The 21827-nt window shown below is 60.7% G+C and carries 21 protein-coding genes and 1 pseudogene; 15 read left to right on the top strand and 7 right to left on the bottom strand.

The features are described 5' to 3' along the window. The first annotated feature begins 128 nt into the window (after positions 1-128). Together ispG and hisC are read left to right on the top strand one after the other, a co-directional pair. A complete protein-coding gene (gene ispG, locus AC1ECN_RS07525) occupies positions 129-1379 on the top strand; it encodes a flavodoxin-dependent (E)-4-hydroxy-3-methylbut-2-enyl-diphosphate synthase (RefSeq protein ID WP_018071972.1) in 1251 nt (416 codons plus the stop codon). Between the two features lie 16 nt (positions 1380-1395). Further along, positions 1396-2457, top strand: a complete 1062-nt coding sequence (gene hisC / locus AC1ECN_RS07520) for a histidinol-phosphate transaminase (RefSeq protein ID WP_130673280.1) — start codon at positions 1396-1398, stop codon at positions 2455-2457. 12 nt (positions 2458-2469) lie between these two features. Here hisC and AC1ECN_RS07515 read toward each other — a convergent pair whose 3' ends face one another. Next, complete coding sequence (locus tag AC1ECN_RS07515) at positions 2470-3384, bottom strand: polyprenyl synthetase family protein (protein WP_130673279.1); 915 nt, start codon at positions 3382-3384, stop codon at positions 2470-2472. A gap of 135 nt (positions 3385-3519) precedes the next feature. Here AC1ECN_RS07515 and mtgA point away from each other — a divergent pair, with 135 nt between their 5' ends. From mtgA to AC1ECN_RS07490, 5 genes and pseudogenes are all read left to right on the top strand, one after another. Further along, a complete protein-coding gene (gene mtgA / locus AC1ECN_RS07510) occupies positions 3520-4257 on the top strand; it encodes a monofunctional biosynthetic peptidoglycan transglycosylase (RefSeq protein WP_018071975.1) in 738 nt (245 codons plus the stop codon). Between the two features lie 158 nt (positions 4258-4415). After that, entirely contained in the window at positions 4416-5138 is a 723-nt protein-coding gene (locus AC1ECN_RS07505; RefSeq protein WP_477952631.1) for a DUF1868 domain-containing protein, read from the top strand. 13 nt (positions 5139-5151) lie between these two features. Continuing rightward, positions 5152-5799, top strand: a pseudogene (locus AC1ECN_RS07500) (glutathione S-transferase family protein). Positions 5800-5954: 155 nt separating this feature from the next. Beyond that, the gene (rpmF, locus tag AC1ECN_RS07495) at positions 5955-6140 is read left to right on the top strand and encodes a 50S ribosomal protein L32 (protein ID WP_003543812.1); all 186 of its coding nucleotides are present in this window, start codon (positions 5955-5957) and stop codon (positions 6138-6140) included. Between the two features lie 145 nt (positions 6141-6285). Next, positions 6286-6693 (top strand): hypothetical protein, encoded by a 408-nt coding sequence (locus AC1ECN_RS07490; RefSeq protein WP_003543801.1) that lies wholly within the window; start codon positions 6286-6288, stop codon positions 6691-6693. Here the strand turns inward: AC1ECN_RS07490 and phaR are convergent. Further along, complete coding sequence (gene phaR / locus AC1ECN_RS07485; protein WP_003543798.1) at positions 6688-7260, bottom strand: polyhydroxyalkanoate synthesis repressor PhaR; 573 nt, start codon at positions 7258-7260, stop codon at positions 6688-6690. The two genes, AC1ECN_RS07490 and phaR, sit on opposite strands and share 6 nt — an antisense overlap. Positions 7261-7482: 222 nt before the next feature. On the opposite strand from phaR, the gene AC1ECN_RS07480 reads away from it, so the two are divergent. Both AC1ECN_RS07480 and phbB read left to right on the top strand, forming a co-directional pair. Next, positions 7483-8664 (top strand): acetyl-CoA C-acetyltransferase, encoded by a 1182-nt coding sequence (locus AC1ECN_RS07480; RefSeq protein ID WP_024320487.1) that lies wholly within the window; start codon positions 7483-7485, stop codon positions 8662-8664. Between the two features lie 71 nt (positions 8665-8735). Further along, entirely contained in the window at positions 8736-9461 is a 726-nt protein-coding gene (gene phbB, locus AC1ECN_RS07475) for a beta-ketoacyl-ACP reductase (protein WP_024320486.1), read from the top strand. A gap of 75 nt (positions 9462-9536) precedes the next feature. Here phbB and AC1ECN_RS07470 read toward each other — a convergent pair whose 3' ends face one another. From AC1ECN_RS07470 to AC1ECN_RS07460, 3 genes are all read right to left on the bottom strand, one after another. Further along, the gene (locus tag AC1ECN_RS07470; RefSeq protein ID WP_163861921.1) at positions 9537-9764 is read right to left on the bottom strand and encodes a hypothetical protein; all 228 of its coding nucleotides are present in this window, start codon (positions 9762-9764) and stop codon (positions 9537-9539) included. 191 nt (positions 9765-9955) lie between these two features. Continuing rightward, positions 9956-10210 (bottom strand): YMGG-like glycine zipper-containing protein, encoded by a 255-nt coding sequence (locus AC1ECN_RS07465; RefSeq protein ID WP_018071981.1) that lies wholly within the window; start codon positions 10208-10210, stop codon positions 9956-9958. Between the two features lie 27 nt (positions 10211-10237). Further along, positions 10238-10393, bottom strand: a complete 156-nt coding sequence (locus AC1ECN_RS07460; RefSeq protein WP_007632343.1) for a DUF3309 family protein — start codon at positions 10391-10393, stop codon at positions 10238-10240. A gap of 807 nt (positions 10394-11200) precedes the next feature. Here AC1ECN_RS07460 and AC1ECN_RS07455 point away from each other — a divergent pair. The 5 genes from AC1ECN_RS07455 to AC1ECN_RS07435 all read left to right on the top strand — a co-directional run bounded on the left by AC1ECN_RS07455 (position 11201) and on the right by AC1ECN_RS07435 (position 17605). Continuing rightward, a complete protein-coding gene (locus tag AC1ECN_RS07455) occupies positions 11201-14458 on the top strand; it encodes a helicase-related protein (RefSeq protein ID WP_024320485.1) in 3258 nt (1085 codons plus the stop codon). A gap of 2 nt (positions 14459-14460) precedes the next feature. Further along, complete coding sequence (locus tag AC1ECN_RS07450) at positions 14461-14865, top strand: RNA-binding S4 domain-containing protein (RefSeq protein WP_130673277.1); 405 nt, start codon at positions 14461-14463, stop codon at positions 14863-14865. A 194-nt stretch (positions 14866-15059) separates the two neighbouring features. Then, complete coding sequence (gene fdxA, locus AC1ECN_RS07445) at positions 15060-15398, top strand: ferredoxin FdxA (protein WP_024320484.1); 339 nt, start codon at positions 15060-15062, stop codon at positions 15396-15398. Between the two features lie 393 nt (positions 15399-15791). Continuing rightward, positions 15792-16364 carry a CarD family transcriptional regulator gene (locus tag AC1ECN_RS07440; protein ID WP_003543775.1) on the top strand — a complete coding sequence of 191 codons (573 nt, stop codon included), beginning with the start codon at positions 15792-15794 and terminating at the stop codon, positions 16362-16364. 377 nt (positions 16365-16741) lie between these two features. Then, the gene (locus AC1ECN_RS07435; protein ID WP_012759432.1) at positions 16742-17605 is read left to right on the top strand and encodes an RNA polymerase factor sigma-32; all 864 of its coding nucleotides are present in this window, start codon (positions 16742-16744) and stop codon (positions 17603-17605) included. Between the two features lie 95 nt (positions 17606-17700). On the opposite strand, the gene AC1ECN_RS07430 is transcribed toward AC1ECN_RS07435, so the two are convergent. After that, a complete protein-coding gene (locus tag AC1ECN_RS07430; protein WP_130656636.1) occupies positions 17701-19245 on the bottom strand; it encodes a M48 family metalloprotease in 1545 nt (514 codons plus the stop codon). Positions 19246-19637: 392 nt separating this feature from the next. Further along, entirely contained in the window at positions 19638-21176 is a 1539-nt protein-coding gene (locus AC1ECN_RS07425) for an MDR family MFS transporter (RefSeq protein WP_130673276.1), read from the bottom strand. 116 nt (positions 21177-21292) lie between these two features. Here AC1ECN_RS07425 and AC1ECN_RS07420 point away from each other — a divergent pair, with 116 nt between their 5' ends. Beyond that, positions 21293-21820 carry a MarR family winged helix-turn-helix transcriptional regulator gene (locus AC1ECN_RS07420; protein WP_024320481.1) on the top strand — a complete coding sequence of 176 codons (528 nt, stop codon included), beginning with the start codon at positions 21293-21295 and terminating at the stop codon, positions 21818-21820. Positions 21821-21827: the final 7 nt, after the last annotated feature.

The raw sequence follows: 21827 nt of genomic DNA, 5'->3' as shown, positions 1-21827 counted from the left end.
GTTTCTAAAGCGCGTCGCAATCTTTCAGATTTGCTCCTCGCGCTTTAGGTCTTTATTTTTCGCATGTCGTTATCGCAAAACCGCTGCACACTTTTGCGCGACATGTTTTAGGGGTGCAAGAACTCTTCATGTTGTCAGCCGCCGATTTTGATCCGAAACCACGCCGCGCTTCCGTTGCCGTCGATGTCGGCGGCGTCATCGTCGGCGGCGGGGCGCCGGTCGTCGTGCAATCCATGACGAACACCGATACGGCCGACGTCGATTCCACCGTCGCGCAGGTCGCCGCTCTCCACCGGGCGGGCTCGGAGTTGGTGCGCATCACCGTCGATCGCGACGAGAGTGCGGCCGCCGTGCCGAAGATCCGCGAGCGGCTGCTGCGCCTCGGCATGGACGTGCCTTTGATTGGCGACTTCCACTATATTGGCCACAAGCTGCTCGCCGATCATCCTGATTGTGCCGCGGCGCTGGCGAAATACCGCATCAACCCCGGCAATGTCGGCTTCAAGGACAAGAAGGACAAGCAGTTCGCCGAGATCATCGAGATGGCGATCCGTTATGACAAGCCGGTGCGCATCGGCGTCAACTGGGGCTCGCTTGATCAGGATCTGCTGACGGCGCTGATGGACCAGAATGCCGAAGCCGGGTCGCCGCTTTCGGCCCGGCAGGTGACGCGCGAGGCGATCGTGCAGTCGGCGCTGCTTTCGGCAGCCCTTGCCGAAGAGATCGGCCTGCCGCGCAACCGCATCATCCTGTCGGCCAAGGTCAGCCAGGTGCAGGACCTGATCGCCGTCAATTCCATGCTTGCCGAACGCTCCAATCATGCGCTGCATCTCGGCCTGACTGAAGCCGGCATGGGCACCAAGGGTATCGTCGCCTCGTCGGCGGCGATGGGCTTCGTGCTGCAGCACGGCATCGGCGATACGATTCGCGTGTCGCTGACGCCGGAGCCGAACGGCGACCGCACGCGCGAAGTCCAGGTGGCGCAGGAAATCCTGCAGGTCATGGGCTTCCGCCAGTTCATACCCGTCGTTGCGGCCTGTCCGGGCTGCGGACGCACGACGTCGACGGTGTTCCAGGAGCTCGCCCAGAACATCCAGAACGATATCCGCAAGAACATGCCGGTCTGGCGCGAGAAATATCCCGGCGTCGAGGCACTGAACGTCGCCGTCATGGGCTGCATCGTCAATGGGCCGGGCGAAAGCAAACATGCCGATATCGGCATTTCGCTTCCGGGTACCGGCGAGACGCCAGCGGCCCCCGTCTTCATCGACGGCCGGAAGGCGTTGACGCTGCGTGGTCCCAATATCGCCGCCGACTTCGAAGCGCTTGTCGTCGACTATATCGAGAAGCGTTTCGGCCAGCGGACGGCGGCGGAATGAGCGCCCGCAAGTTCGCATGAGCCGGTACTGGTCGCCAATCGTCAGCAAGCTTCGGCCCTATGTCGCGGGCGAGCAGCCCCGCATCCCGAACATGGTCAAGCTCAATACCAACGAGAGCCCTTACGGGCCGTCTCCGAAGGCGCTCGAGGCGATCAGGGAAGCGGCGGACGATCGTCTGCGGCTCTATCCCGATCCCTCCGCCATGGAATTGCGCGGGACGATCGCGGCCCATTTCGGCCTGACGGCGGAAGAGGTATTCGTCGGCAATGGCTCCGACGAGGTTCTTGCGCATGTGTTTCAGGCGCTGCTGAAACATGAGCGGCCGCTTCTCTACCCCGATGTGACCTATGCCTTCTATTCGACCTATAGCCTGCTATACGGCGTCGAAGCGATCGAGGTGCCTGTTGATGATGGGTTCCGCATCCGGTTGGAAGATTACGACAGACCATGCGGCGCGATCATCATCCCCAATCCGAATGCACCGACCGGTATCGGCCTGCCGCTTGCCGGTATCGAAGCACTTCTTGCCGCCCATCCGGATGCGGTCGTCGTCATAGACGAGGCTTATGTCGATTTCGGCGGTGAAAGCGCCATCCCGCTGATATCCACGCATCCCAATCTGCTGGTAATCCAGACCTTGTCGAAATCCCGTTCGCTTGCAGGTCTGCGCATCGGCTTCGCGCTGGGACAGCGGCCGCTGATCGAGGCGCTGGAGCGGGTCAAGGACAGTTTCAATTCCTATCCGCTCGATCGTCTGGCGCAGCTTGCCGCGACGGCGGCGATCAAGGACGAGGCGTGGTTCGAGACATGCCGGAGGAAAATCATCGCCAGCCGGGAAAGCCTCGGTTCTGAACTTGAAGCTTTGGGTTTCGAGGTCTTGCCGTCGCAGGCGAATTTCGTTTTCGCGAGGCACGAAAGCCGTTCGGGAGCAGCGCTTCAAGCCGCCCTGCGGGAGCGCGGCATTCTCGTCCGGCATTTTGCCAAGCCGCGTATTTCGGACTTCCTGCGTATCAGCATCGGCGCGGACGAGGAGTGTGCCCGTCTGGTTTCCGCCCTCGAGGAGATATTTGCCGCCTGACCAGGAAAGGCTCTAGTTCTTCCGGTCGGCGATGAAATGCGCCGCGGCGGTAAGGGTCGAGGCGCGGGCGCCATAGGGGGCCAGCAGCGCCTCGGCATCGCGGACATGCTCACGGAGCTGGACCTCGGCCCATTCCATGCCGCGCAGGGCCACCAGCGTTCCCTTGCCGCGGGCCGCATCCTTGCCGGTTGCCTTGCCCATGGTCGCCGCATCCGAGGTCAGATCGAGAATGTCGTCGGCAAGCTGGAAGGCAAGGCCGATCTTTTCGCCGAAGGCGCGCAGCCGGCGGCGATCTTCCGGCAGGCTTGCCGAGATGACGGCGCCGGCTTCGCAGGCGAAGCGGATCAGCGCGCCCGTTTTCATCGCCTGCAGCCGGATGATGCCGGCCTCGTCAGGGACCTGCCTTTCCGCCGCGAGATCGAGCGCCTGGCCGCCGGCCATGCCGCCGAGACCGGCTGCGCGGGCAAGGGCCAGCACAAGCGATGCCTTGCTCGAATCGGGAAGGGTCGTTTCCGGCGCGGCGATGATGTCGAAGGCATAGGTCAGCAGGCTGTCACCCGCGAGGATTGCCGTCGCTTCGTCGAATTTTATGTGCACCGTCGGTTTACCGCGGCGCAGGTCGTCATCGTCCATGGCCGGCAAGTCGTCATGTACGAGAGAATAGCAGTGGACACATTCGAGTGCGGCGCCGACGCGAAGTGCCGCCTCAGCGTCGCCGCCGAGAAGGGCTGCACTTTCGACGACGAGAAACGGGCGCAGCCGCTTGCCGCCGTTCAACACGGCATAGTGCATGGCATCGCGCAGCGTCTCGGGCCTGGCGATTTCATCGGAAAGAGCATTTGGTGAAAGCAATGCGTCAAGCAGCGCCTCGATCTCGCGGGCGTTGTTCTTCAGCCTCGTCTCGAAAGTGTCCCGGTTCGCGTCCATGGGCGCTGTTTGGCATGAGCGCCCCCGGGCTTGCAACGGAATTGTCGATGGCGGCAGCAAGATTCGCCACGCACTCTGGCATAAGCTCTGCACAGGCGTTATGAGAACGACAGGAGCGAAATCGGACTGGGGACATTGGATATAGCGCCAGAGAGAGAGGACAGCGTCGACATGCCGGCTCGTCGGCGATGGTTCGAAGACCGGCGTGTGTTGAAACGCATTGTTCTCGCCGTGCTGATCGTGCTGATCCTTCCCTATGCGCTGATCTTTTTCTATCTGCTGCCCTTTATTCACCCCGTCTCGACGCTGATGCTGCGCGATCTCGTGCTGCTGCGTGGTTACGACAGGCAGTGGGTGTCGCTGGATAAAATCGCCCCGGTTGTGGTGCAGTCGGTGATGATGTCGGAGGACGGGCAGTATTGCTTTCACGGCGGCGTCGACTGGGCGGAAATGCGCATGCTGGTCGAGGATACGCTGAAAGGCCAGGCGACGCGCGGCGGCAGCACCATCCCGATGCAGACGGCGAAGAACCTCTTCCTCTGGAACAGCCGCTCGTTCGTGCGCAAGGCGCTGGAACTTCCGCTCGCGGTGACCACGGATTTCGTCCTGTCGAAACGGCGGCTGATGGAAATCTATCTCAACATCGCCGAATGGGGTCCCGGCATCTACGGTATCGAGGCGGCGGCCCAGCATCATTTCAAGGTACCGGCCTCGAAGCTGACGCGGCGCCAGGCATCGCTGCTTGCCGTCTCGCTGCCAAACCCGATCGACCGCAATGCCGGCAAGCCCGGACGAGGCCTTCGCCGGCTCGCCGGCGTGATCGAGAGACGCGCACAAGGTTCGGGCGATTACATCAAGTGCATCTATGACTGAGATCAGAACTTGTCGCTAGAACAGGATGATTTTAGGCCGGGTCCGCCTAAAATCTGAATCCTGTTCTAAATTATATAGTTAGAGCGGCAAGTGTCATCTGACATTCTTGGTTCTGCCATATGGGCGAATGCAGTCCAACCAGAGCCCCCGAGTCGCCCATGACCATCACGACATTTTCGCCCGAGCTTCTCTTTTGTTCGAAGAGGCACAATCCAACCCCGCCCGCCCATCTCGGCAGCCGTTATCGCAAGGTCGGCGGCTTTCTGCCGGAAGCCGGCAACACCATCGTTTGCCATCTCGAAAAGGGCTCGCAGACGCAGTCAGTACTGATCGAGGCGCGTGAGAAATATCTGGCGATGCCCGAGGCTCCGCAGTTCCTCTTCACGCCGATTTCAAGCATTCACATGACGCTTTTCGAAGGTGTCATCGAGACCAGGYGCCGCCAGGATTGCTGGCCGGGCGATCTCCCGCTCGATACGCCGATCGACGACATGACCGCGCTGATGGCGGCCAGGCTGGAAGGTTTCTCGATGTTCGACCCCTTCAAGGTCGCCATCGCCGAAGCGCGTCCGTCAGGCCTGCTCGTCGACGGGGCCACGGCGAACGACCGCAAGGTCATGCGCGCCTGGCGCAGCGCACTGGCCGATCTTCTCGGCTATCGCCAGCCGAACCATGAGGACTATAAGTTCCACATGACCTTCGCCTATGCGATCGAACGGCTGKAGGACGAAGCCTTGCCGCGCTGGCAGGCGATGCTCGATGACGTGGCCGACGATATCCGCCGCAAGGCCGCTGTTTTCGAGCTGACACCGCCGGCATTCTGCATGTTCGAGGATATGAACCATTTCCACGAATTGCTGATCTTCGATTTCGAAGCCTGAACGGGAGAGCCTGATGGACAAACCGACGCTTTACATCGCCAACAAGAACTATTCCTCCTGGTCGTTCCGGCCGTGGATGGCGCTGACGGCTGCCGGAATCGATTTCGAGGAGGTCTTGATCCCCTTCGACGATGCGGGTGGCAATCCCAATATCAAGGCGGTATCGCCGACCGGGCGGGTGCCGCTTCTCAAGCACGGCGCATTGAAGATCTGAGAATCGCTGGCGATCATCGAATATGTCGCCGAACTTTATCCGGACGCCGGCCTTCTGCCGAGGGATCGGGCCGAGCGGGCGCTCGCCCGCTCGGTTTCGATGGAAATGCTCTCGAGCTTTCGGGCGCTGTGCAGCGCCTGCCCGATGAATATCCGCCGGACGAAGGGCAAGATCGCGTTGCCGGATGGTGTCGACGCCGATATCAGCCGCATCGAGACGATCTGGCGCGACCTCCTGCAGCAATCCGGCGGACCGTTTCTCTTTGGCGCGTTCAGCGGGGCGGATGCGATGTTTGCGCCTGTCGTCAACCGGTTCGACATCTATGATCTCGTCAGCCGAAACGACATCCTGGCCTATATGGAGACCATGAAGGCGCATCCGGCCTGGCGGAAATGGGAAGAGGCGGCCCGCGCCGAGCCTTGGATCGTACCGGAGGACGAAGTCTGAGCCTGGAATCATCGGCTTCGCAAAAAATACGCATGGGGACTGGTCAAGGCCACCCCTTGCATGTATAAGCGCGCCAAATTCCGAAATCGCGACATGTCCGTTTCGGCCGCCAGTGTGGCCGTGGGAATGTTTTGCCCGCAAGTGGAGTAAGAGAAATGGCTGTACCGAAGAGAAAAACAAGCCCGTCCAAGCGCGGTATGCGCCGTTCGGCAGACGCCCTGAAGGCTCCGACCTACGTCGAAGACAAGAACTCCGGCGAACTGCGTCGCCCGCATCATATCGACCTGAAGACCGGTATGTATCGCGGCCGCCAGGTTCTGACGCCGAAGGAAAGCGCATAATTTCCCGATCCGGCTTGTCCGATCAAAGTTTTAAGGCCGGCGTCACGCCGGCCTTTTGCATTTCGACGATATAATATTTGCAATGACTTGCAGTCAGGCAACGGTTTGCGGCAGTATTCTTCCATGATGCGCTGGGAGATTGCAGATGATAGCCGCCATGCCCCTAATGATTATCCCGTTTATTCTTTACAATCTTGCGATGCTGGGCCTGATGGGCGATGGCGGCATTCCGGCACTGCAACATGATATCATCGTACTGTCGATGATCTCGGGCGCCATCTGGAGCATGGCGCTCGGCGATCTTTTCATCGTCATCGCACTTGTCGTGCTGTTTTTCGAAATCCTCAAAGCGACCAGAACCGGTCCCGGCAATCTCGTCAACCACATGCTGTCGATGCTGGTGTTCATCGCCTTCCTGGTTGAGTTTTTGCTCGTCCGGGATGCTGCGACGCAGGTGTTCTTCATTTTGATGACGATCGCTCTGATCGATGTCATCGGCGGTTTTGCCGTGTCGATCCGGAGCGCCGGGCGGGATGTCTCGATCGGATTATAGGTTGTCGAGCTTGTTCTGAAGAGCGCGGAGCTGTTCCTTCAGCTCGTCGATATCCTTGGCCTCGGCCTTGCGGCTTTCCTTGGCAGGCGGCGTCATGAAGGGCGAGAACATCTGCATCGCCTGCTGAAACAGCTCTGTGTTGCGGCGAACATGGTCCTCGACCATCTGCATCGGTAATTGCAGGTTCTTGCCGAGCGGCGTTTCGCCGAAAGCCCGGGTCACCTGCTCGCGCATCTGGGCCTGCTGTTCGGTGAAGGAGCGCATCGAATGTTCGAGAAAGCTCGGCACGACCATCTGCATCTGGTCGCCGTAATAGGTGATGAGCTGGCGCAGGAAGGAGATCGGGAGCAACGTGTTGCCGGTCTTCGATTCCTGTTCGAAGATGATCTGGGTCAGCACCGAATGGGTGATGTCATCTCCGCTTTTTGCATCTTGTACGGTAAATTCTTCGCCCTTCTTCACCATCTCCGCCAGGTCTTCCAGCGTCACGTAGGTGCTGGTGCCCGTGTTGTATAGGCGGCGATTGGCGTATTTCTTGATAACGATCTGACCCTCATGCTTCGCCATATCAGTCTCCTGAACCCCCGTCTGATTTATGGATATTCCTCCACTTGAGACTGTAAACGCAAAAGAAGGCCGGTGACAATCTCTTTGTGCGATGCGGCAAACCTTTCACAGAGCAGATGAATCGGGCTTTCGCGGAAGGCTGCCGGTCTTCGCGTTTGACTTGTGCTCCAAGCTTTGCCAGTTTCCACTTATGTAAGTGAGACGAAAACGAGGAGCGTCCCCATGAGCAATCCATCCATCGTCATCGCCAGCGCCGGGCGAACAGCAGTCGGCGCCTTCAATGGCGCTTTCGCGACGGTTCTCGCGCATGAGCTCGGGGCGGCCGTCGTCAAGGGTGCGCTCGAGCGCGCCGGCGTCGATCCCGGCGAGGTGGACGAGGTGATCCTCGGCCAGGTGCTTTCCGCCGGCGAGGGCCAGAACCCGGCCCGCCAGGCGGCGATGAAGGCCGGCATTCCGAAGGAAGCGACGGCCTGGGGCGTCAATCAGCTCTGCGGCTCGGGCCTGCGCGCGGTTGCGCTCGGCATGCAGCAGATCGCCACCGGCGACGCCAAGATCATCGTTGCCGGCGGCCAGGAATCCATGTCGATGGCCCCGCATGCCGCGCACTTACGCGGCGGCGTCAAGATGGGCGACATGAAGATGATCGACACGATGATCAAGGACGGCTTGACCGACGCTTTCCACGGCTACCACATGGGCATCACCGCCGAGAATGTTGCGCGCCAGTGGCAGCTTTCGCGCGATGACCAGGATAAATTCGCCGTCAGCTCGCAGAACAAGGCGGAGGCAGCGCAGAAGGCCGGTCGCTTCGTCGACGAGATCATCCCCTACGTCATCAAGACACGTAAGGGCGACGTTACGGTCGATGCCGACGAATATATCCGTCACGGCGCTACGCTGGAGGCGATGGGGAAATTGCGCCCGGCCTTCGACAAGGACGGCACGGTCACGGCCGCGAACGCGTCCGGCCTCAACGATGGCGCCGCTGTGGCGGTGCTGATGAGCGAAGCGGAGGCGGTCCGGCGCGGCATCCAGCCGCTCGCCCGCATCGTTTCCTGGGCAACGGCGGGTGTCGATCCGCAGATCATGGGCACTGGACCAATCCCGGCTTCGCGCAAGGCGCTCGAGAAGGCCGGCTGGTCGGTGAACGATCTCGATCTCGTCGAAGCCAACGAGGCCTTCGCGGCGCAAGCCTGCGCCGTCACCAAGGATCTCGGGTGGGATCCGTCGATCGTCAACGTCAACGGCGGGGCGATTGCGATCGGCCATCCGATCGGCGCCTCCGGCGCGCGCGTTCTCAACACGCTGCTGTTTGAAATGAAGCGCCGCGGCGCGAAGAAGGGTCTCGCAACGCTTTGCATCGGCGGCGGCATGGGTGTGGCCATGTGCTTTGAATCGCTTTAAATAGCATACGATCCATAATTGATTGAAAATCCCGCCATATGGCGGGGCGATAAACAAAAGGGGAGCGGAACATGAGCAGAGTGGCTTTGGTCACTGGGGGCACACGGGGCATCGGCGCGGCAATATCCATGGCACTGAAAAATGCCGGATACAGGGTCGCGGCCAGCTATGCGGGCAACGACGAGAAGGCCAATGCCTTCCACGACGTTACCGGCGTTCCGGTATTCAAATGGGATGTTTCGGATTACCTCGCCTGCGGCGAGGGAATTGCCAGGGTCGAAAGCGAGATCGGGCCGGTCGAAATCCTCGTCAACAATGCCGGCATCACCCGCGACGCGATGTTCCACAAGATGACGCAGCAGCAGTGGCACGAGGTGATCAATACCAACCTCACCGGCCTGTTCAACATGACGCATCAGGTCTGGACCGGCATGCGTGACCGCAGCTTCGGCCGTATCGTCAATATCTCATCGATCAACGGGCAGAAGGGCCAGATGGGCCAGGTGAACTATTCGGCGGCCAAGGCAGGCGATCTCGGCTTCACCAAGGCGCTGGCTCAGGAAGGCGCGAACAAGAACATCACCGTCAACGCCATTTGCCCCGGTTACATCGGAACGGAAATGGTGCTTGCCGTGCCGGAGAAGGTGCTGAACGAACGCATCATTCCGCAGATCCCCGTCGGTCGTCTCGGCGAACCGGAAGAGATCGCGCGCTGCGTTACCTTCCTCGTCTCCGACGATGCCGGCTTCATCACCGGTTCGACGCTGACGGCCAATGGCGGACAGTTCTTCGCCTAGACATTGCTTCTTCGAGTGAACAGTACGGATTAGATTCAAGGCAATGGCGCGTCCGGCAGGACGCGCCATTGCTGTTTATCGACGTCTCCCGGTGATGCCGGCGGCGATCTTGTGGCCGAAGTGGTGGTGCGTTTTCGGGAAGATCAAGAGCGGCGGTCGGTGTTCGGATGTCGATGTGTCCGAACTCTGGCCGGCACTTTGCGCAGCGAACGGTCTTCGCTGCTGAGGGCTGATATCGCGGTCGTCAGGAAAGCCGACGCGATGAGAACGACGATGAGAGAGTTCAAGAAAAATCTGGGTCACTGGGGGCGTTCCTTTCAACTGCGCTCGGCGGCTGTGCCTGCCGCTGCACTCGTGAAAGAAATATGTGCCTGCCCGTTGGGCGGTGGTAGATTTGACTTTCGCAACCGATTGTCAACGTCACGTTGACGAATGGGCCAGCAAAGAAAACGGGCGCCGAAGCGCCCGTTGGGAGTCCGAGATGCTTTTGCCGATCAGCAGCGGGCCTCGTAGCGGCGGCCGTAGCGGTCGCGATAGACGCAGTAGCCGCGGCGTTCGACCGAGTGACCGATCAGAGCGCCGGTCAGGCCACCGGCAACAGCGCCGACGGCTGCGCCGCCCCAGCTGTTGGTGACGACACCGCCGATGACCGCCCCGGTGCCGGCGCCGATCGCCGTGCCTTGTTCGGTCGCTGTGCAAGATGCGAGTGCGCCGACGAGCGCACCAATAAGAACAATCTTCTTCATCATGTCGTAACTCCCCAGGTTAGTTGGCCTTTAGACGCGGCCCATCAGTACAAGGATAATGATAATCACGAGAACTAGCCCCAAACCGCCAGAAGGTCCATAGCCCCAGCCACGGCTATAACCCCAATTCGGCAAGGCTCCGATCAAGAGCAGAATGAGGATAACAAGTAGTATTGTGCCAAGCATGGTGTGTTTCCTTCATTTCATCGGCAATTTGGATGGACGAGAAACACGCATTGGCGATTTTTGTTCCCGGTTGAGCTCCGAATTGTGAGGAGCCCTGATTCAGGGTTTAATTTCCGTCATTTCGGAAAATTTCCACTATGGTTAAAAAGACATGTAAATACAATATGTTGCGGTGAACAAAGAGGGAAAATCGAGATGTCGCCGATTCGTCAGCGATTCGTTCCGTGTTTGATCGGAGCCCCAATATGGGCCGCATTGACTTAACGCCGTCTGAATCCAGCTCTCGAAAGATTAATGCCGATGCGACGAGGCAGGGTAAAGGGATCTGCCATCGATCCGCATCTAGCACCCGGACCTGAAGCCGCTACCAGATGTGGCCGTGAACGAAAGGTGAAAATGGTGGAGTCAGCGATTCGTCTCCGATTCGTTCCGGCTTTGGTCGAGAGGTTAATTTCGGGCGGATTTTCGCCCGTTCAACATGGGGGCTGGAATCGTCACCCGCGACCTCGAAAATGCAAACGGGAGAGAGTCTCGCGATTCAGCATCTAGTGGGAAAAAGTGATTCAAAATCAATACTTAGCCGTGAACAAAAGCTGAATCAGCGGGAGTCAGCGATTCGTCGCTGATTCGTTCTCACGCTGTTCCGAATCGGAAATTCGGGCATTCCGCACGACTCGCAAAGGTCGTAATCCCCGAGGCATTTTGAAATCTGCCCTTGCGTTTGCGGCGGCAGCTGTCCATGTGTTCTCTGCTTCCATCCAGGAAGCAAGATTTTCCTGAGGCCACCCGCCTCATTTGCATGGACTCATGACTCTGACTTCGCAGCCGATGATTCTGAGCGGGCGCGGTGTGACCGCGGTGCTCGGGCCGACCAATACCGGCAAGACCCATTATGCCATCGAGCGCATGGTCGCGCACGGTACGGGCGTGATCGGCCTGCCGCTCAGGCTGCTGGCGCGCGAGGTCTATACGCGGGTGGTGGAGAAGGTCGGCGCGCAAAATGTGGCGCTGGTCACCGGCGAGGAAAAGATTTCGCCGCCCAATGCGCGTTTTTCCGTCTGCACCGTCGAAGCGATGCCGCGCGAGACCAAGGCCGCCTTCGTCGCGATCGACGAGGTGCAACTCGCCGGCGATCTCGAGCGTGGCCATATCTTCACCGACCGCATCCTGCATCTTCGCGGCCGCGAGGAAACGCTGTTGCTCGGCGCGGCGACAATGCGGCCGATCCTGCAACAGCTCCTGCCCGGTATCAATATCGTCGAGCGGCCGCGGCTTTCGCATCTTTTTTATGCCGGGCAGAAGAAGATCACCCGACTGCCGCAGCGCTCGGCCATCGTCGCCTTCTCCGCCGACGAGGTCTATGCCATCGCCGAGCTCATTCGCCGGCAGCGCGGCGGCGCGGCCGTCGTGCTCGGTGCACTCAGCCCGCGCACCCGCAATGCGCAGGTGGCGCTCTATCAGGCGGGCGACGTCGAATATCTGGTGGCGACCGATGCGATCGGCATGGGCCTCAACCTCGATGTCGATCACGTCGCCTTTGCCCAGGACCGGAAATTCGACGGTTACCAGTTCCGCAATCTCAATCCGGGCGAACTCGGCCAGGTCGCCGGGCGTGCCGGGCGGCACGTGCGAGACGGGACCTTTGGCGTCACCGGACAGGTCTCGCCTTTTGACGAGGAGCTGGTGCAGCGCATCGAGGGGCACGAATTCGACAACGTCAAGGTTTTGCAGTGGCGGACGACGGAGATGGACTTCTCCTCGATCGCATCGCTGCGCGCCAGCCTTGAGGCGGCACCGCGCGTGCCGGGGCTGACACGGGCGCTGCCTGCAGTCGACCAGCAGGCGCTGGAACAGCTTTCGCGTTATCCCGAGGTCATCGATCTTGCTGACAGGCCGGCGCGCGTCGAAAAACTCTGGGAGGCTTGCGCGCTTCCCGACTATCGGCGTATCACCCCAGCACAACATGCCGATCTTATCTCGACCCTCTTTTCCGATCTCGTCCGCTATGGCACGGTGAACGAGCAGTTTCTCGCGGAGCAGGTTCATCGCTCCGATCGAACAGATGGCGAAATTGACACGCTTTCGGCGCGAATCGCGCAGATAAGGACCTGGACCTACGTTTCGAATCGGCCCGGTTGGCTTGCCGATCCGACACACTGGCAGGAAAAGACGCGGGAAATCGAAGATCGATTGTCCGACGCGTTACATGAAAGGTTGACGAAACGCTTTGTTGATCGCAGGACATCTGTGCTCATGAAGCGCCTGAGAGAGAATGCGATGCTGGAAGCTGAAATCAGTGTGAATGGCGATGTCTTCGTTGAAGGACATCATGTAGGGCAATTGAGCGGATTCCGCTTCACGCCGGTGGCGGGAACGGACGGACCGGATGCCAAGGCGGTTCAGGCTGCGTCGCAGAAGGCGCTCGGGCTCGAGTTCGAAGCCCGCGCGGCCCGGATGCATGCCGCCGGCAACAGCGATCTGGCGATCGGCTCGGATGGTTTGATCCGGTGGCTGGGCGATCCGGTGGCGCGGCTTTCGGGCAGCGATCACATCATGCGTCCGCGCGTGATCCTGCTGGCTGACGAGCAACTGACGGGCAATGCCCGCGATCACGTCGCCGCCCGCATCGAGCGCTTCGTCAATCATCATATCAGCACGGTGCTGAAGCCGCTCGACGACCTGTCGCGCGCCGAGGACCTGCAGGGTCTCGCCAAGGGGCTTGCCTTCCAGCTCGTCGAGAACCTCGGGGTGCTCTTCCGCCGCGACGTGACCGAGGAGGTGAAGTCGCTGGACCAGGAGGCCCGTGCTTCCATGCGCCGCTACGGCGTGCGTTTCGGCGCCTATCATATCTTCGTTCCCGCACTTCTGAAGCCGGCGCCGGCCGAGCTCATCACGCTGCTCTGGGCGTTGAAGAATGACGGTTTGGACAAGCCGGGCTACGGCGATCTCATTCCCGTGCTTGCCGCTGGCCGCACCTCCGTGGTCACCGATCCGAGCTTCGAGCGGATGTTCTACAAGCTGGCCGGCTTCCGTTTCCTCGGCAAGCGTGCCGTGCGCATCGACATCCTGGAACGGCTTGCCGATATCATCCGTCCGTTGCTGCAGTGGAAGCCTGGTCAAAACAACCGTCCGGAGGGCGCCTATGACGGCCGTCGCTTCACGACGACGACGGCGATGCTGTCGATCCTCGGTGCGACACTCGAAGACATGGAAGAAATCCTCAAGGGTCTTGGCTATCGCGCCGATGCCGTGAAGGCGGAAGAAGCATCAGTCCATCTTGCGACGCAGGATGCAGCCTCAACGCCTGCCGCCAGCGCGCAAACGCCCGTGGAAGAGACAGCCGAAAAGGCCGACCACGACGATGCCGACGGCGCCGCGGAAGAGACTGCTGCCGAGCCATCCGCAACCGAGGCGGCTTCGGCAGTCGCCGATGCGCCCGTGACGGAAGCTGTCGAAACCGCCGCTCCGGCCGAACCGATCGAGACATCCACTCCTGCGGAAGCCTCAGCTGCCGAAGAAACCTCCGCTCCTGCGGAAGCGGTATCGGCTCCCGAGGAAGCGGAAGCCGGCGAGCCGGTAGAACCGAAGCCGGTTCTTCTGTGGCGTCTCGGCGGTCGCAACGACAATCAGCGCCAGGCGCGCGGCGGGCATGGCGAACGCCGTGGCGGCCAGGGCCCGGAGCGCGGTCAAAACCAGGAGCGCGGCGACCGCAATCGCCGGCCGGGCGGCGGTGAAGGCGGCGAGGGCAATCGCGGTGGCGACGGCCGCGACAACAATCGCCAGAACCGGGGCAAGGACGGCGCCGGTCGCGATGGCGGCCGACCACAGCAGGCAAGAGGCGATCGCAATAATCAACCACGGGGTGACCAGCCGCGCGGTGACCGGCAGGATCGTGGCGATCGCAAGGATCGCGGCGAGCGTAACGATCGTAACGACCGCAATAACAATCGTGGCGGCTCACAGCCGCTGCGCTTCGAGGCTAAGCCGCCGCGCAAGGAGAAGCCGATCGATCCGGATTCGCCTTTCGCCAAGCTCGCAGCTCTCAAGGAGCAGATGAAGAAGTAATCATGAGCGGGGAGACACAGCCGACAAGCGGTTCGCGCCAGCGCATCGACAAGTGGCTGTTCTTCGCGCGCATGGCGAAGTCGCGCTCGTTGGCGCAGAGCCATATCCAATCGGGCCATGTGCGCATCAACGGCGAGCGTTGCAACCATCCGAGCCAGATGGTCAAGCCGGGCGACCGTATCGAGCTCAAGCTGGAGCGGCGCGATGTCGTTCTCGTCGTGCGCCTTGCCGGCGAGCGGCGGGGGCCTTACGAGGAGGCGCGCCTGCTCTACGACGACCAATCCCCGCCGCCCGATGAGGCAAAACGTCTCACGCCCTATGAGCAGGCGATCCGGGCGACCGGCGCCGGCCGTCCGACCAAAAAGGAAAGACGTGCAATCGACAGGCTGATGTCGGACGAGGATTAGAAAACTCTGTCTGCGGCGGCGGTTTTTGCAGATCGTTTATCCTTGAAATCCGGCGCTAAAGCCGATACGTCACTGACAACCTGCCGGAAGCGTGCTTGCCTCCCAAGCCTGCTCACGCTTTTCCTCCGGCACGGGGATAGGCGCGACGTTCCAGGTTGCCCGGCCCCATCCGCATGGAAATCCTGGAGTTCTTCATGACCTATGTCGTGACCGACAATTGCATCAAGTGCAAATACACCGATTGCGTGGAAGTCTGCCCTGTCGACTGCTTCTACGAGGGCGAGAATTTCCTCGTCATCCATCCTGACGAATGCATCGATTGCGGCGTCTGCGAACCGGAATGTCCCGCCGAGGCGATCAAGCCCGATACCGAGCCGGGCCTCGACAAATGGCTGAAGATCAACACCGAATATGCCACGATCTGGCCGAATATCACGGTCAAGAAGGACCCATTGCCTGAGGCCAAGGAAATGGATGGCGAGACCGGAAAATTCGAGAAATATTTCTCCGACAAACCCGGTTCCGGCGATTGAGACAGTGCCCACATTCGGCCTCCGGATTCGGGCGACCGTAGGTCAAAACGTTTTAAAAGCTGCGTGAGGCATATGGGTGACATGTGTTGCCCGCATGACTCAAGCGAAGCAAATTATTGATTTCCTCATATTTTTATGATAGGTTTCGGCTACTGTTCCATTTGTGGCATGACGCATGCCCAAAACCATCACGAAAGCAAAACAAATCCGTACACGGTTTCCGTGACATATCAACGCTTTGAGCGCCGGGTCCCAAGATCGAGCGCAAGAAGTCTTTGCTTTTGCCCGATGGGACCAGAGTGAAGTCACCCGACGGATACTACCGTCTCACCCGGGCCTGACTGACCCGGCTCCGGCCGCCGCCGGAAGCGTAACAGGGAGTTTTTGAATAGAATGACGACTCAGCAGAAAAAGCCTTCTACAGCACGTCACGGCTTCAAGACCGGTGAATCGATCGTCTACCCCGCTCATGGCGTCGGTACCATCACCGCTATCGAAGAGCAAGAAGTTGCCGGCATGAAGCTCGAACTTTTCGTTATCGATTTCGAGAAGGACAAGATGCGTCTCAAGGTTCCGGTCGCCAAGGCCATGAGCATCGGTATGCGCAAGCTTTCGGAAACGGATTTCGTCGAGCGTGCTTTGAAGGTTGTGCAGGGCAAGGCGCGCGTCAAGCGCACTATGTGGTCCCGCCGCGCCCAGGAATATGATGCCAAGATCAATTCCGGCGACCTGATTTCCATCGCTGAAGTCGTGCGCGATCTCTATCGTGCCGAGAACCAGCCCGAACAGTCCTATTCCGAGCGCCAGCTTTATGAGGCTGCGCTCGACCGCATGGCGCGCGAAATCGCCGCCGTCAACAAGATGTCGGAAACCGAAGCCGTCCGCCTCGTCGAGACCAATCTCAACAAGGGTCCGAAGCGCGGCAAGGCGATCGAAGAAGACGATTCACAGGACGAAGCTGCATAAAGCGACCCTGTTTATCTATCAAAAAACCCGGCCTTCGCGCCGGGTTTTTTTATTGGAACTTTTTCCCGACTGCCGCGTTTAACACACGTAATTGCGGACTGCTCGTCGGGCAATGCCTCAGCGAGCGAACTGCTATTCCGTCAATGTTCGATGAGGAGCGGATCATGCCTTTTCTATATTGCCCATCCGGCAAGGTGAAGAAACAGGTCCAGCCCAGCCGTCTTACCGGCACATGATGAGAAATAGGGCCTCCCCCTGAAAAGTCCAGGGGCGAGGCTTTTATGCATTCAGAACACCATTCAATCCGGACAGCGATGTTCCGGAAGATGAGTTTTATTGTTCATTTCAGGGCGAGAGGCCTGTTTCGGGAGATCGAAATGAAGAACATGTCTGCAGATCGGCGCATGATCAAAATCGCGATGGCCGCCCCTTATCTCGCCCGTCAGGAAGAGCACGATCTCGCCACCCGTTGGAAGGATCACGACGACCGCGGCGCGCGCAACCAGATCGCCATGGCCCATATGCGCCTCGTCATATCCATGGCCGGCAAATTCCGCAATTTCGGCCTGCCGATGAGCGATCTGGTGCAGGAGGGCTATGTTGGCCTGCTGGAAGCGGCCGCTCGCTTCGAGCCGGAGCGCGACGTGCGCTTTTCGACTTATGCAAGCTGGTGGATCAGGGCTTCGATCCAGGACTATATTTTGCGCAACTGGTCGATCGTGCGCGGCGGTACGAGTTCGGCGCAGAAGGCGCTGTTCTTCAATCTGCGCCGTCTTCGCGCCAAGCTCGCCAAGGGCGACACGCAGCTGACGCTGCAATCCATTCACCAGGAAATCGCCGCGGCCCTCGGCGTCAGCCTCTCCGATGTGCAAACGATGGATGCCAGGCTTTCCGGCAACGACGCTTCGCTGCAGGCGCCTTCGGTCTCCGGCGATGCCGAGAGCGCGGAGAAGATGGACTTCCTCGTCAGCGACGATCCCCTGCCGGACGAGCAGGTGTCCAACATGATCGACGGCGAGCGCCGCCGCGTCTGGCTCGCCTCGGCGCTGAAACATCTCAACGAACGCGAGATGAAGATCATCAGCGCCCGGCGTCTGGCGGAAGACGGCGCCACGCTTGAAGAACTCGGTGCCGATCTCGGTATTTCCAAGGAACGTGTGCGTCAGATCGAAAGCCGGGCGATGGAGAAGCTTCGCAGCGCGCTCGTCAGCGCCGATCCGCATATGGCGGCCTACGCCTGACCTAAAGCGCGTCGTTATCGCAAAACCGCTGCACTGTTTTGCGCGACATATCCCCTCCAGCAGCACAGACTGGCCCGGCGCAAGCCGGGCCTTTTTTATTCTGCGATGATCTTGACGCGATCGCCTGTGGAAACGGCTGCACCCGTGGGCAGGGCGTTGATGAGCTTGAAGAGATCGAGCTTGCGGTCTGTGCCCATCATGCGGGCGGCGAGCGTCGAGATGTTCTCACCCGGCCGGACGGTGACCACGCGGATGCGCAGCGGCTTCAGTGAGGCTGCCTCTGCCGGCGTCATGCGGCGGAAACTCGCGCGCAAGACATTGGCCGTTGGCTCAAGGGCGTCGCTGCCTTTCGGCACGGCGGTCAGGAAACGGAAGATCTGCGAATTGTTGCGGATCACGGTGACATCGAAATCCCAGCGGTCGGCGCTGGCGCGCGCGGTGGCTGCTTCCATGCCGTTGATGGTGATCGGCTGGATGGTCGACGGGTCGAGGCCGGTCACCCAGCCGCTGGAGATATAGTTGGTGAGGCTCTGGTTCTGATTGTCGGCGACGCCGTCGAAGCGGACGGCGATGTCGTTCGGGCCGGTGGCCATCACGGCCTCGACCTTGTTGTCGATGTGGAAATCCGGCGGCACGTCGAAGCGGATGCCGAGGCCGCCATGCAGGAAGGTCTGGCCGCGCACATAGCCTTCTTCCGGGCTGTCGCCGTAGAGCAGTCCGTCTATGCCGTCGAGATAATAATCACGGCCCTTGTCGCCGACCGAGCCTTCCTGGCCGAAGGCGCGGGCGTGGGTGCGGGCAAGCTCTATGCGTTGCGCCGAATTCGGATGGCTCGACAGGAAGTCGAGGCTCTGGTCGGCTTCGGGATCAACCGACATGAAGCGACTGTAAGCGGCCATCGAATCGAGGAAACGGGCGGCGGAATAGGGGTCGTAGCCGGCTTCGCCGAGCATGCGCACACCGATGACATCGGCCTGCAATTCCTGTTGGCGGGAGAAGGCGGCGAGCCGCAGCTTGCCGCGGGCAAGCGCCTGCTTGCCGGCGATGTCGCTGGAAAGGACTTCGGCGACGACGCGGCTGGCGATGACCTCAGCCTCTTCGCGCTTCTGCCGCTCGATGCCGTGGTTTGCGGTCACGTGGCCCATTTCGTGCGACAGCACGGCGGCGACTTCCGAGGCGTCGTTGGCAAGGGCGAGCAGGCCGCGGGTGACGTAGAGATAACCGCCCGGCAGCGCGAAGGCGTTGATCGCCGGCGAATTCAGGATGGTGATGCGGTAGGACTGGCTCGGATTTTCCGACACCGCCGTCAGCGCGCCGGCGATGCGGGCGACGAGACGCTCGGTCTTGGCGTCCTTGTATTCGCCGCCGTAGCTTGCCACGATGCGCGGATGCTCACGAGCGCCCATCGCCGCGCGCGGATCGTTCTTCTGCACCTCGTCGACGATCTGCGGATTGGAAGAAGGCGAAACACTCGGCTGATAGGATTGATCGATCAGCGTTTGGCAGCCGTTCAGCGCCATTGCGACGGCCGAAAGCAGCATCAGGCGACGGGCGAAACGCTGCGGCGCGGAGATGCCATCACTGGAAAGCGCGGGCGATTTCCACGTCGTCAAGCTGTCCAGTCTGTTTCTCCGCATCATGTCGCTGTTTTGCCGGTTTGCCGCAGATTCGGACCGACCATGGCAAAGGGAATTCAACAGGTGCGCACCCCTGATCTCGCACTGCACAATCGGCCGATACAAGTCCTTGCTGTAGCTGATTTACGCATCGGTTGCATAGCGAGACTCTGTTTAAATGTGGCGCCGTTGCATTTTGGCAAGCCTCAGGCATTAAGGCCTCCCTTCGCTCGGATGAAATTATGGCGAAAGTTCCGTCACAAAGCGGAGATTCGTCGGCGGCGCGGAAAAAGAACGGCCCGATTGAAGCAACCGGCTCGATAGCGACGGTCCTGCGGGAAAATTGCAACCCGTGATATGTCCATCGAGAGAAGGAGCGCCTTCTGATGAAGCATTCTCTCGCTGTCGTGATTCGACTATTCCGCAGCTTCCGCCGCCGTCGGTTGCGGCTTCGTCGTCTCGCCGGCGCGGGGCAGTTGCACAGGCTTCAGCATGATGGCGGCCGCAAGGCCGATCAAAGCAATGGCGCAGGAGGTCATGAACAGCGGCGAGAAAGCGGCGGCATAGGTATCGGCGACGGCCTGGCGGCTCGCTTCGGGAAGGGCGGCCATCATTTTCGGCGTCAGCTGCTTGATATCGGCGACGCCGGGAATGGAGACGCCGACCTTGCCGAGCTCAGAGGCGATGATGGCGCCGTAGATGGAAATGGCGATCGAGGCGCCGCCCATGCGCGACAGCGTCACCGAGCCGGTGGCGGCGCCGACGTCGCGGGCGGGTGCGGCATTCTGTACGCCGATGATGGGAACCTGCTGGGCAAGGCCGATGCCGATGCCGTGCAGCATCATGATCGCGCCGATGAAGGCGATCGGCGTTCCGGCGTGGATCTGCGACATCAGCGCAAAGGCGGTGGCGCTGCAGGTGAGGCTTGCGATGGCGAAGGGTTTGTAACGCCCCGTCTTCGAGATGATGCGGCCTGCGGAAAGCGACCCACAGACGAGGCCGCCGGTCAGAAGGATGAAGAGCAGGCCGGCGGCAGACGGCGAAAGGCCGGTCGTGGTCTGCAGGAAGAGCGCGAGATAATTGACCATGCCGATGGCGATGGCGCCGCCCATGATCGAGATCACCAGAAGCAGGCTGAAGGTCGAATTGCGAAACAGCTGCAGGGGAACGATCGGTTCCGGCGCGCGGCGCTCGACGAACACCCAGGTGACGGCGCAGACGACGCCGAAGGCGACGATGCCGATGCTCTCAGGCGAGAGCAATGCGCCGAACAATTCGCTGCTGTCGGTGGCAAGCACGATGCTTGTCGTCGTCATGGCAAGCAGGAGCGCACCGGCATAATCGATCTTGGGGCGGCGATGCGGTTTGCGGTACGGCAGCATGAAGGCAAGGCCGATGAGCACGACGAAGCCGATCGGCACGTTGACGAGGAAGATCGAGCGCCAGCCGAAGAGATCGCTCATCGTGCCGCCGAGCACGGGGCCGATCGCGCCCGATGCCATCAGCACAAGGCTGGAATAGCTTTGGTAGCGAGCCCGCTCGCGCGGCTCGAACAGGTCGGCGTTGACGGCGAAGATCGACACCATGATGCCGCCGCCGCCAAGGCCCTGCAGCACGCGGGCGGCGATCAGCGTGTCCATCGAGACCGCCAGGCCGCAGACTGTCGATCCGACGGTGAAGATCATGATCGCCGTCATCATCACGTATTTGCGGCCGAACAGATCGCCGAGCTTGCCGTAGACCGGCATGACGGCACTCAGCGACAGGAGATAGGCCGAGCCGATCCAGCCGAAGCGCTCGAGATGGCCGAATTCGCCGACGATCGTCGGCAGAGCCGTGGAGACGATCTGATTATCGAGCGTCGCCATGAACATGGCCGTCATCAGGAAGAAGAAGAGAATAAGCCGGCGACGAGGATCCGTCACGAGCGGCGCAGGCGCGAGTTGCATGTCCATGGGAGGCATCGTTCCGGGTTGATGCACTTTTATGTGCTAACAGCATATAGTTGTCAATGGCACATTAATGACATCGGCATATTCAATTTTTGAATCGGCTCTGTTATGGTCCTGTGATGAGTGAAATCCTGACCAAGACCCTTTCTGCGGAGCCGGCCGAGCCGGATCGTGAAAACGTGCCGCGTATCGGCCGGAGCATGGCGCGCATGCGGCTGATGACCGGGCGGCGGCTGATCGGCCGGCTGGCGATCCAGAGTGCTGCACCAGGCCTTGAGCTTTCGCATCTCGACGTGCTCGATGCCGTGCGCAGGGCGCAGCCTGCCGGCGAGGTCACCGTTGGGATGATCGCGGAGATGCTGCGCATTGATCCGTCACGGGCAAGCCGGGTGGTGGCCGACATGGTCGGGCGCAACGTGCTGCGCCGCGAGGCCTCGCAGGCCGATGCGCGGCGGATCGTCGTCGTCATGACCGAGGTCGGGCAAGACCTGCTCGCCGAGATCGTCGCGCAGAAGCTTGCGATCATTTCCGAGATCGTTTCCGACTGGCCGCAGGAAGATGTCGAGCGCTTCGCAGCGCTTTTCGAGCGCTTCATCGGCGGTTACGAGGCGGTTTTCCTGTCGCGCGACAAGGATACACCGGGCTAGGCGGCGG

It is taken from the genome of Rhizobium sp. 01N447_2 (genome assembly GCF_056399245.1).
This window is presented reverse-complemented; position numbering and strand designations above follow the sequence as displayed.

Coding starts and splice junctions, on each gene's coding strand:
- ispG (WP_018071972.1), top strand. CDS start 129: ATGTTGTCAGCCGCCGATTTTGATCCGAAACCACGCCGCGCTTCCGTT.
- hisC (WP_130673280.1), top strand. CDS start 1,396: ATGAGCCGGTACTGGTCGCCAATCGTCAGCAAGCTTCGGCCCTATGTC.
- AC1ECN_RS07515 (WP_130673279.1), bottom strand. CDS start 3,384: ATGGACGCGAACCGGGACACTTTCGAGACGAGGCTGAAGAACAACGCC.
- rpmF (WP_003543812.1), top strand. CDS start 5,955: ATGGCTGTACCGAAGAGAAAAACAAGCCCGTCCAAGCGCGGTATGCGC.
- AC1ECN_RS07490 (WP_003543801.1), top strand. CDS start 6,286: ATGATAGCCGCCATGCCCCTAATGATTATCCCGTTTATTCTTTACAAT.
- phaR (WP_003543798.1), bottom strand. CDS start 7,260: ATGGCGAAGCATGAGGGTCAGATCGTTATCAAGAAATACGCCAATCGC.
- AC1ECN_RS07480 (WP_024320487.1), top strand. CDS start 7,483: ATGAGCAATCCATCCATCGTCATCGCCAGCGCCGGGCGAACAGCAGTC.
- phbB (WP_024320486.1), top strand. CDS start 8,736: ATGAGCAGAGTGGCTTTGGTCACTGGGGGCACACGGGGCATCGGCGCG.
- AC1ECN_RS07465 (WP_018071981.1), bottom strand. CDS start 10,210: ATGATGAAGAAGATTGTTCTTATTGGTGCGCTCGTCGGCGCACTCGCA.
- AC1ECN_RS07460 (WP_007632343.1), bottom strand. CDS start 10,393: ATGCTTGGCACAATACTACTTGTTATCCTCATTCTGCTCTTGATCGGA.
- AC1ECN_RS07455 (WP_024320485.1), top strand. CDS start 11,201: ATGACTCTGACTTCGCAGCCGATGATTCTGAGCGGGCGCGGTGTGACC.
- AC1ECN_RS07450 (WP_130673277.1), top strand. CDS start 14,461: ATGAGCGGGGAGACACAGCCGACAAGCGGTTCGCGCCAGCGCATCGAC.
- fdxA (WP_024320484.1), top strand. CDS start 15,060: ATGACCTATGTCGTGACCGACAATTGCATCAAGTGCAAATACACCGAT.
- AC1ECN_RS07440 (WP_003543775.1), top strand. CDS start 15,792: ATGACGACTCAGCAGAAAAAGCCTTCTACAGCACGTCACGGCTTCAAG.
- AC1ECN_RS07435 (WP_012759432.1), top strand. CDS start 16,742: ATGAAGAACATGTCTGCAGATCGGCGCATGATCAAAATCGCGATGGCC.
- AC1ECN_RS07430 (WP_130656636.1), bottom strand. CDS start 19,245: ATGATGCGGAGAAACAGACTGGACAGCTTGACGACGTGGAAATCGCCC.
- AC1ECN_RS07425 (WP_130673276.1), bottom strand. CDS start 21,176: ATGGACATGCAACTCGCGCCTGCGCCGCTCGTGACGGATCCTCGTCGC.
- AC1ECN_RS07420 (WP_024320481.1), top strand. CDS start 21,293: ATGAGTGAAATCCTGACCAAGACCCTTTCTGCGGAGCCGGCCGAGCCG.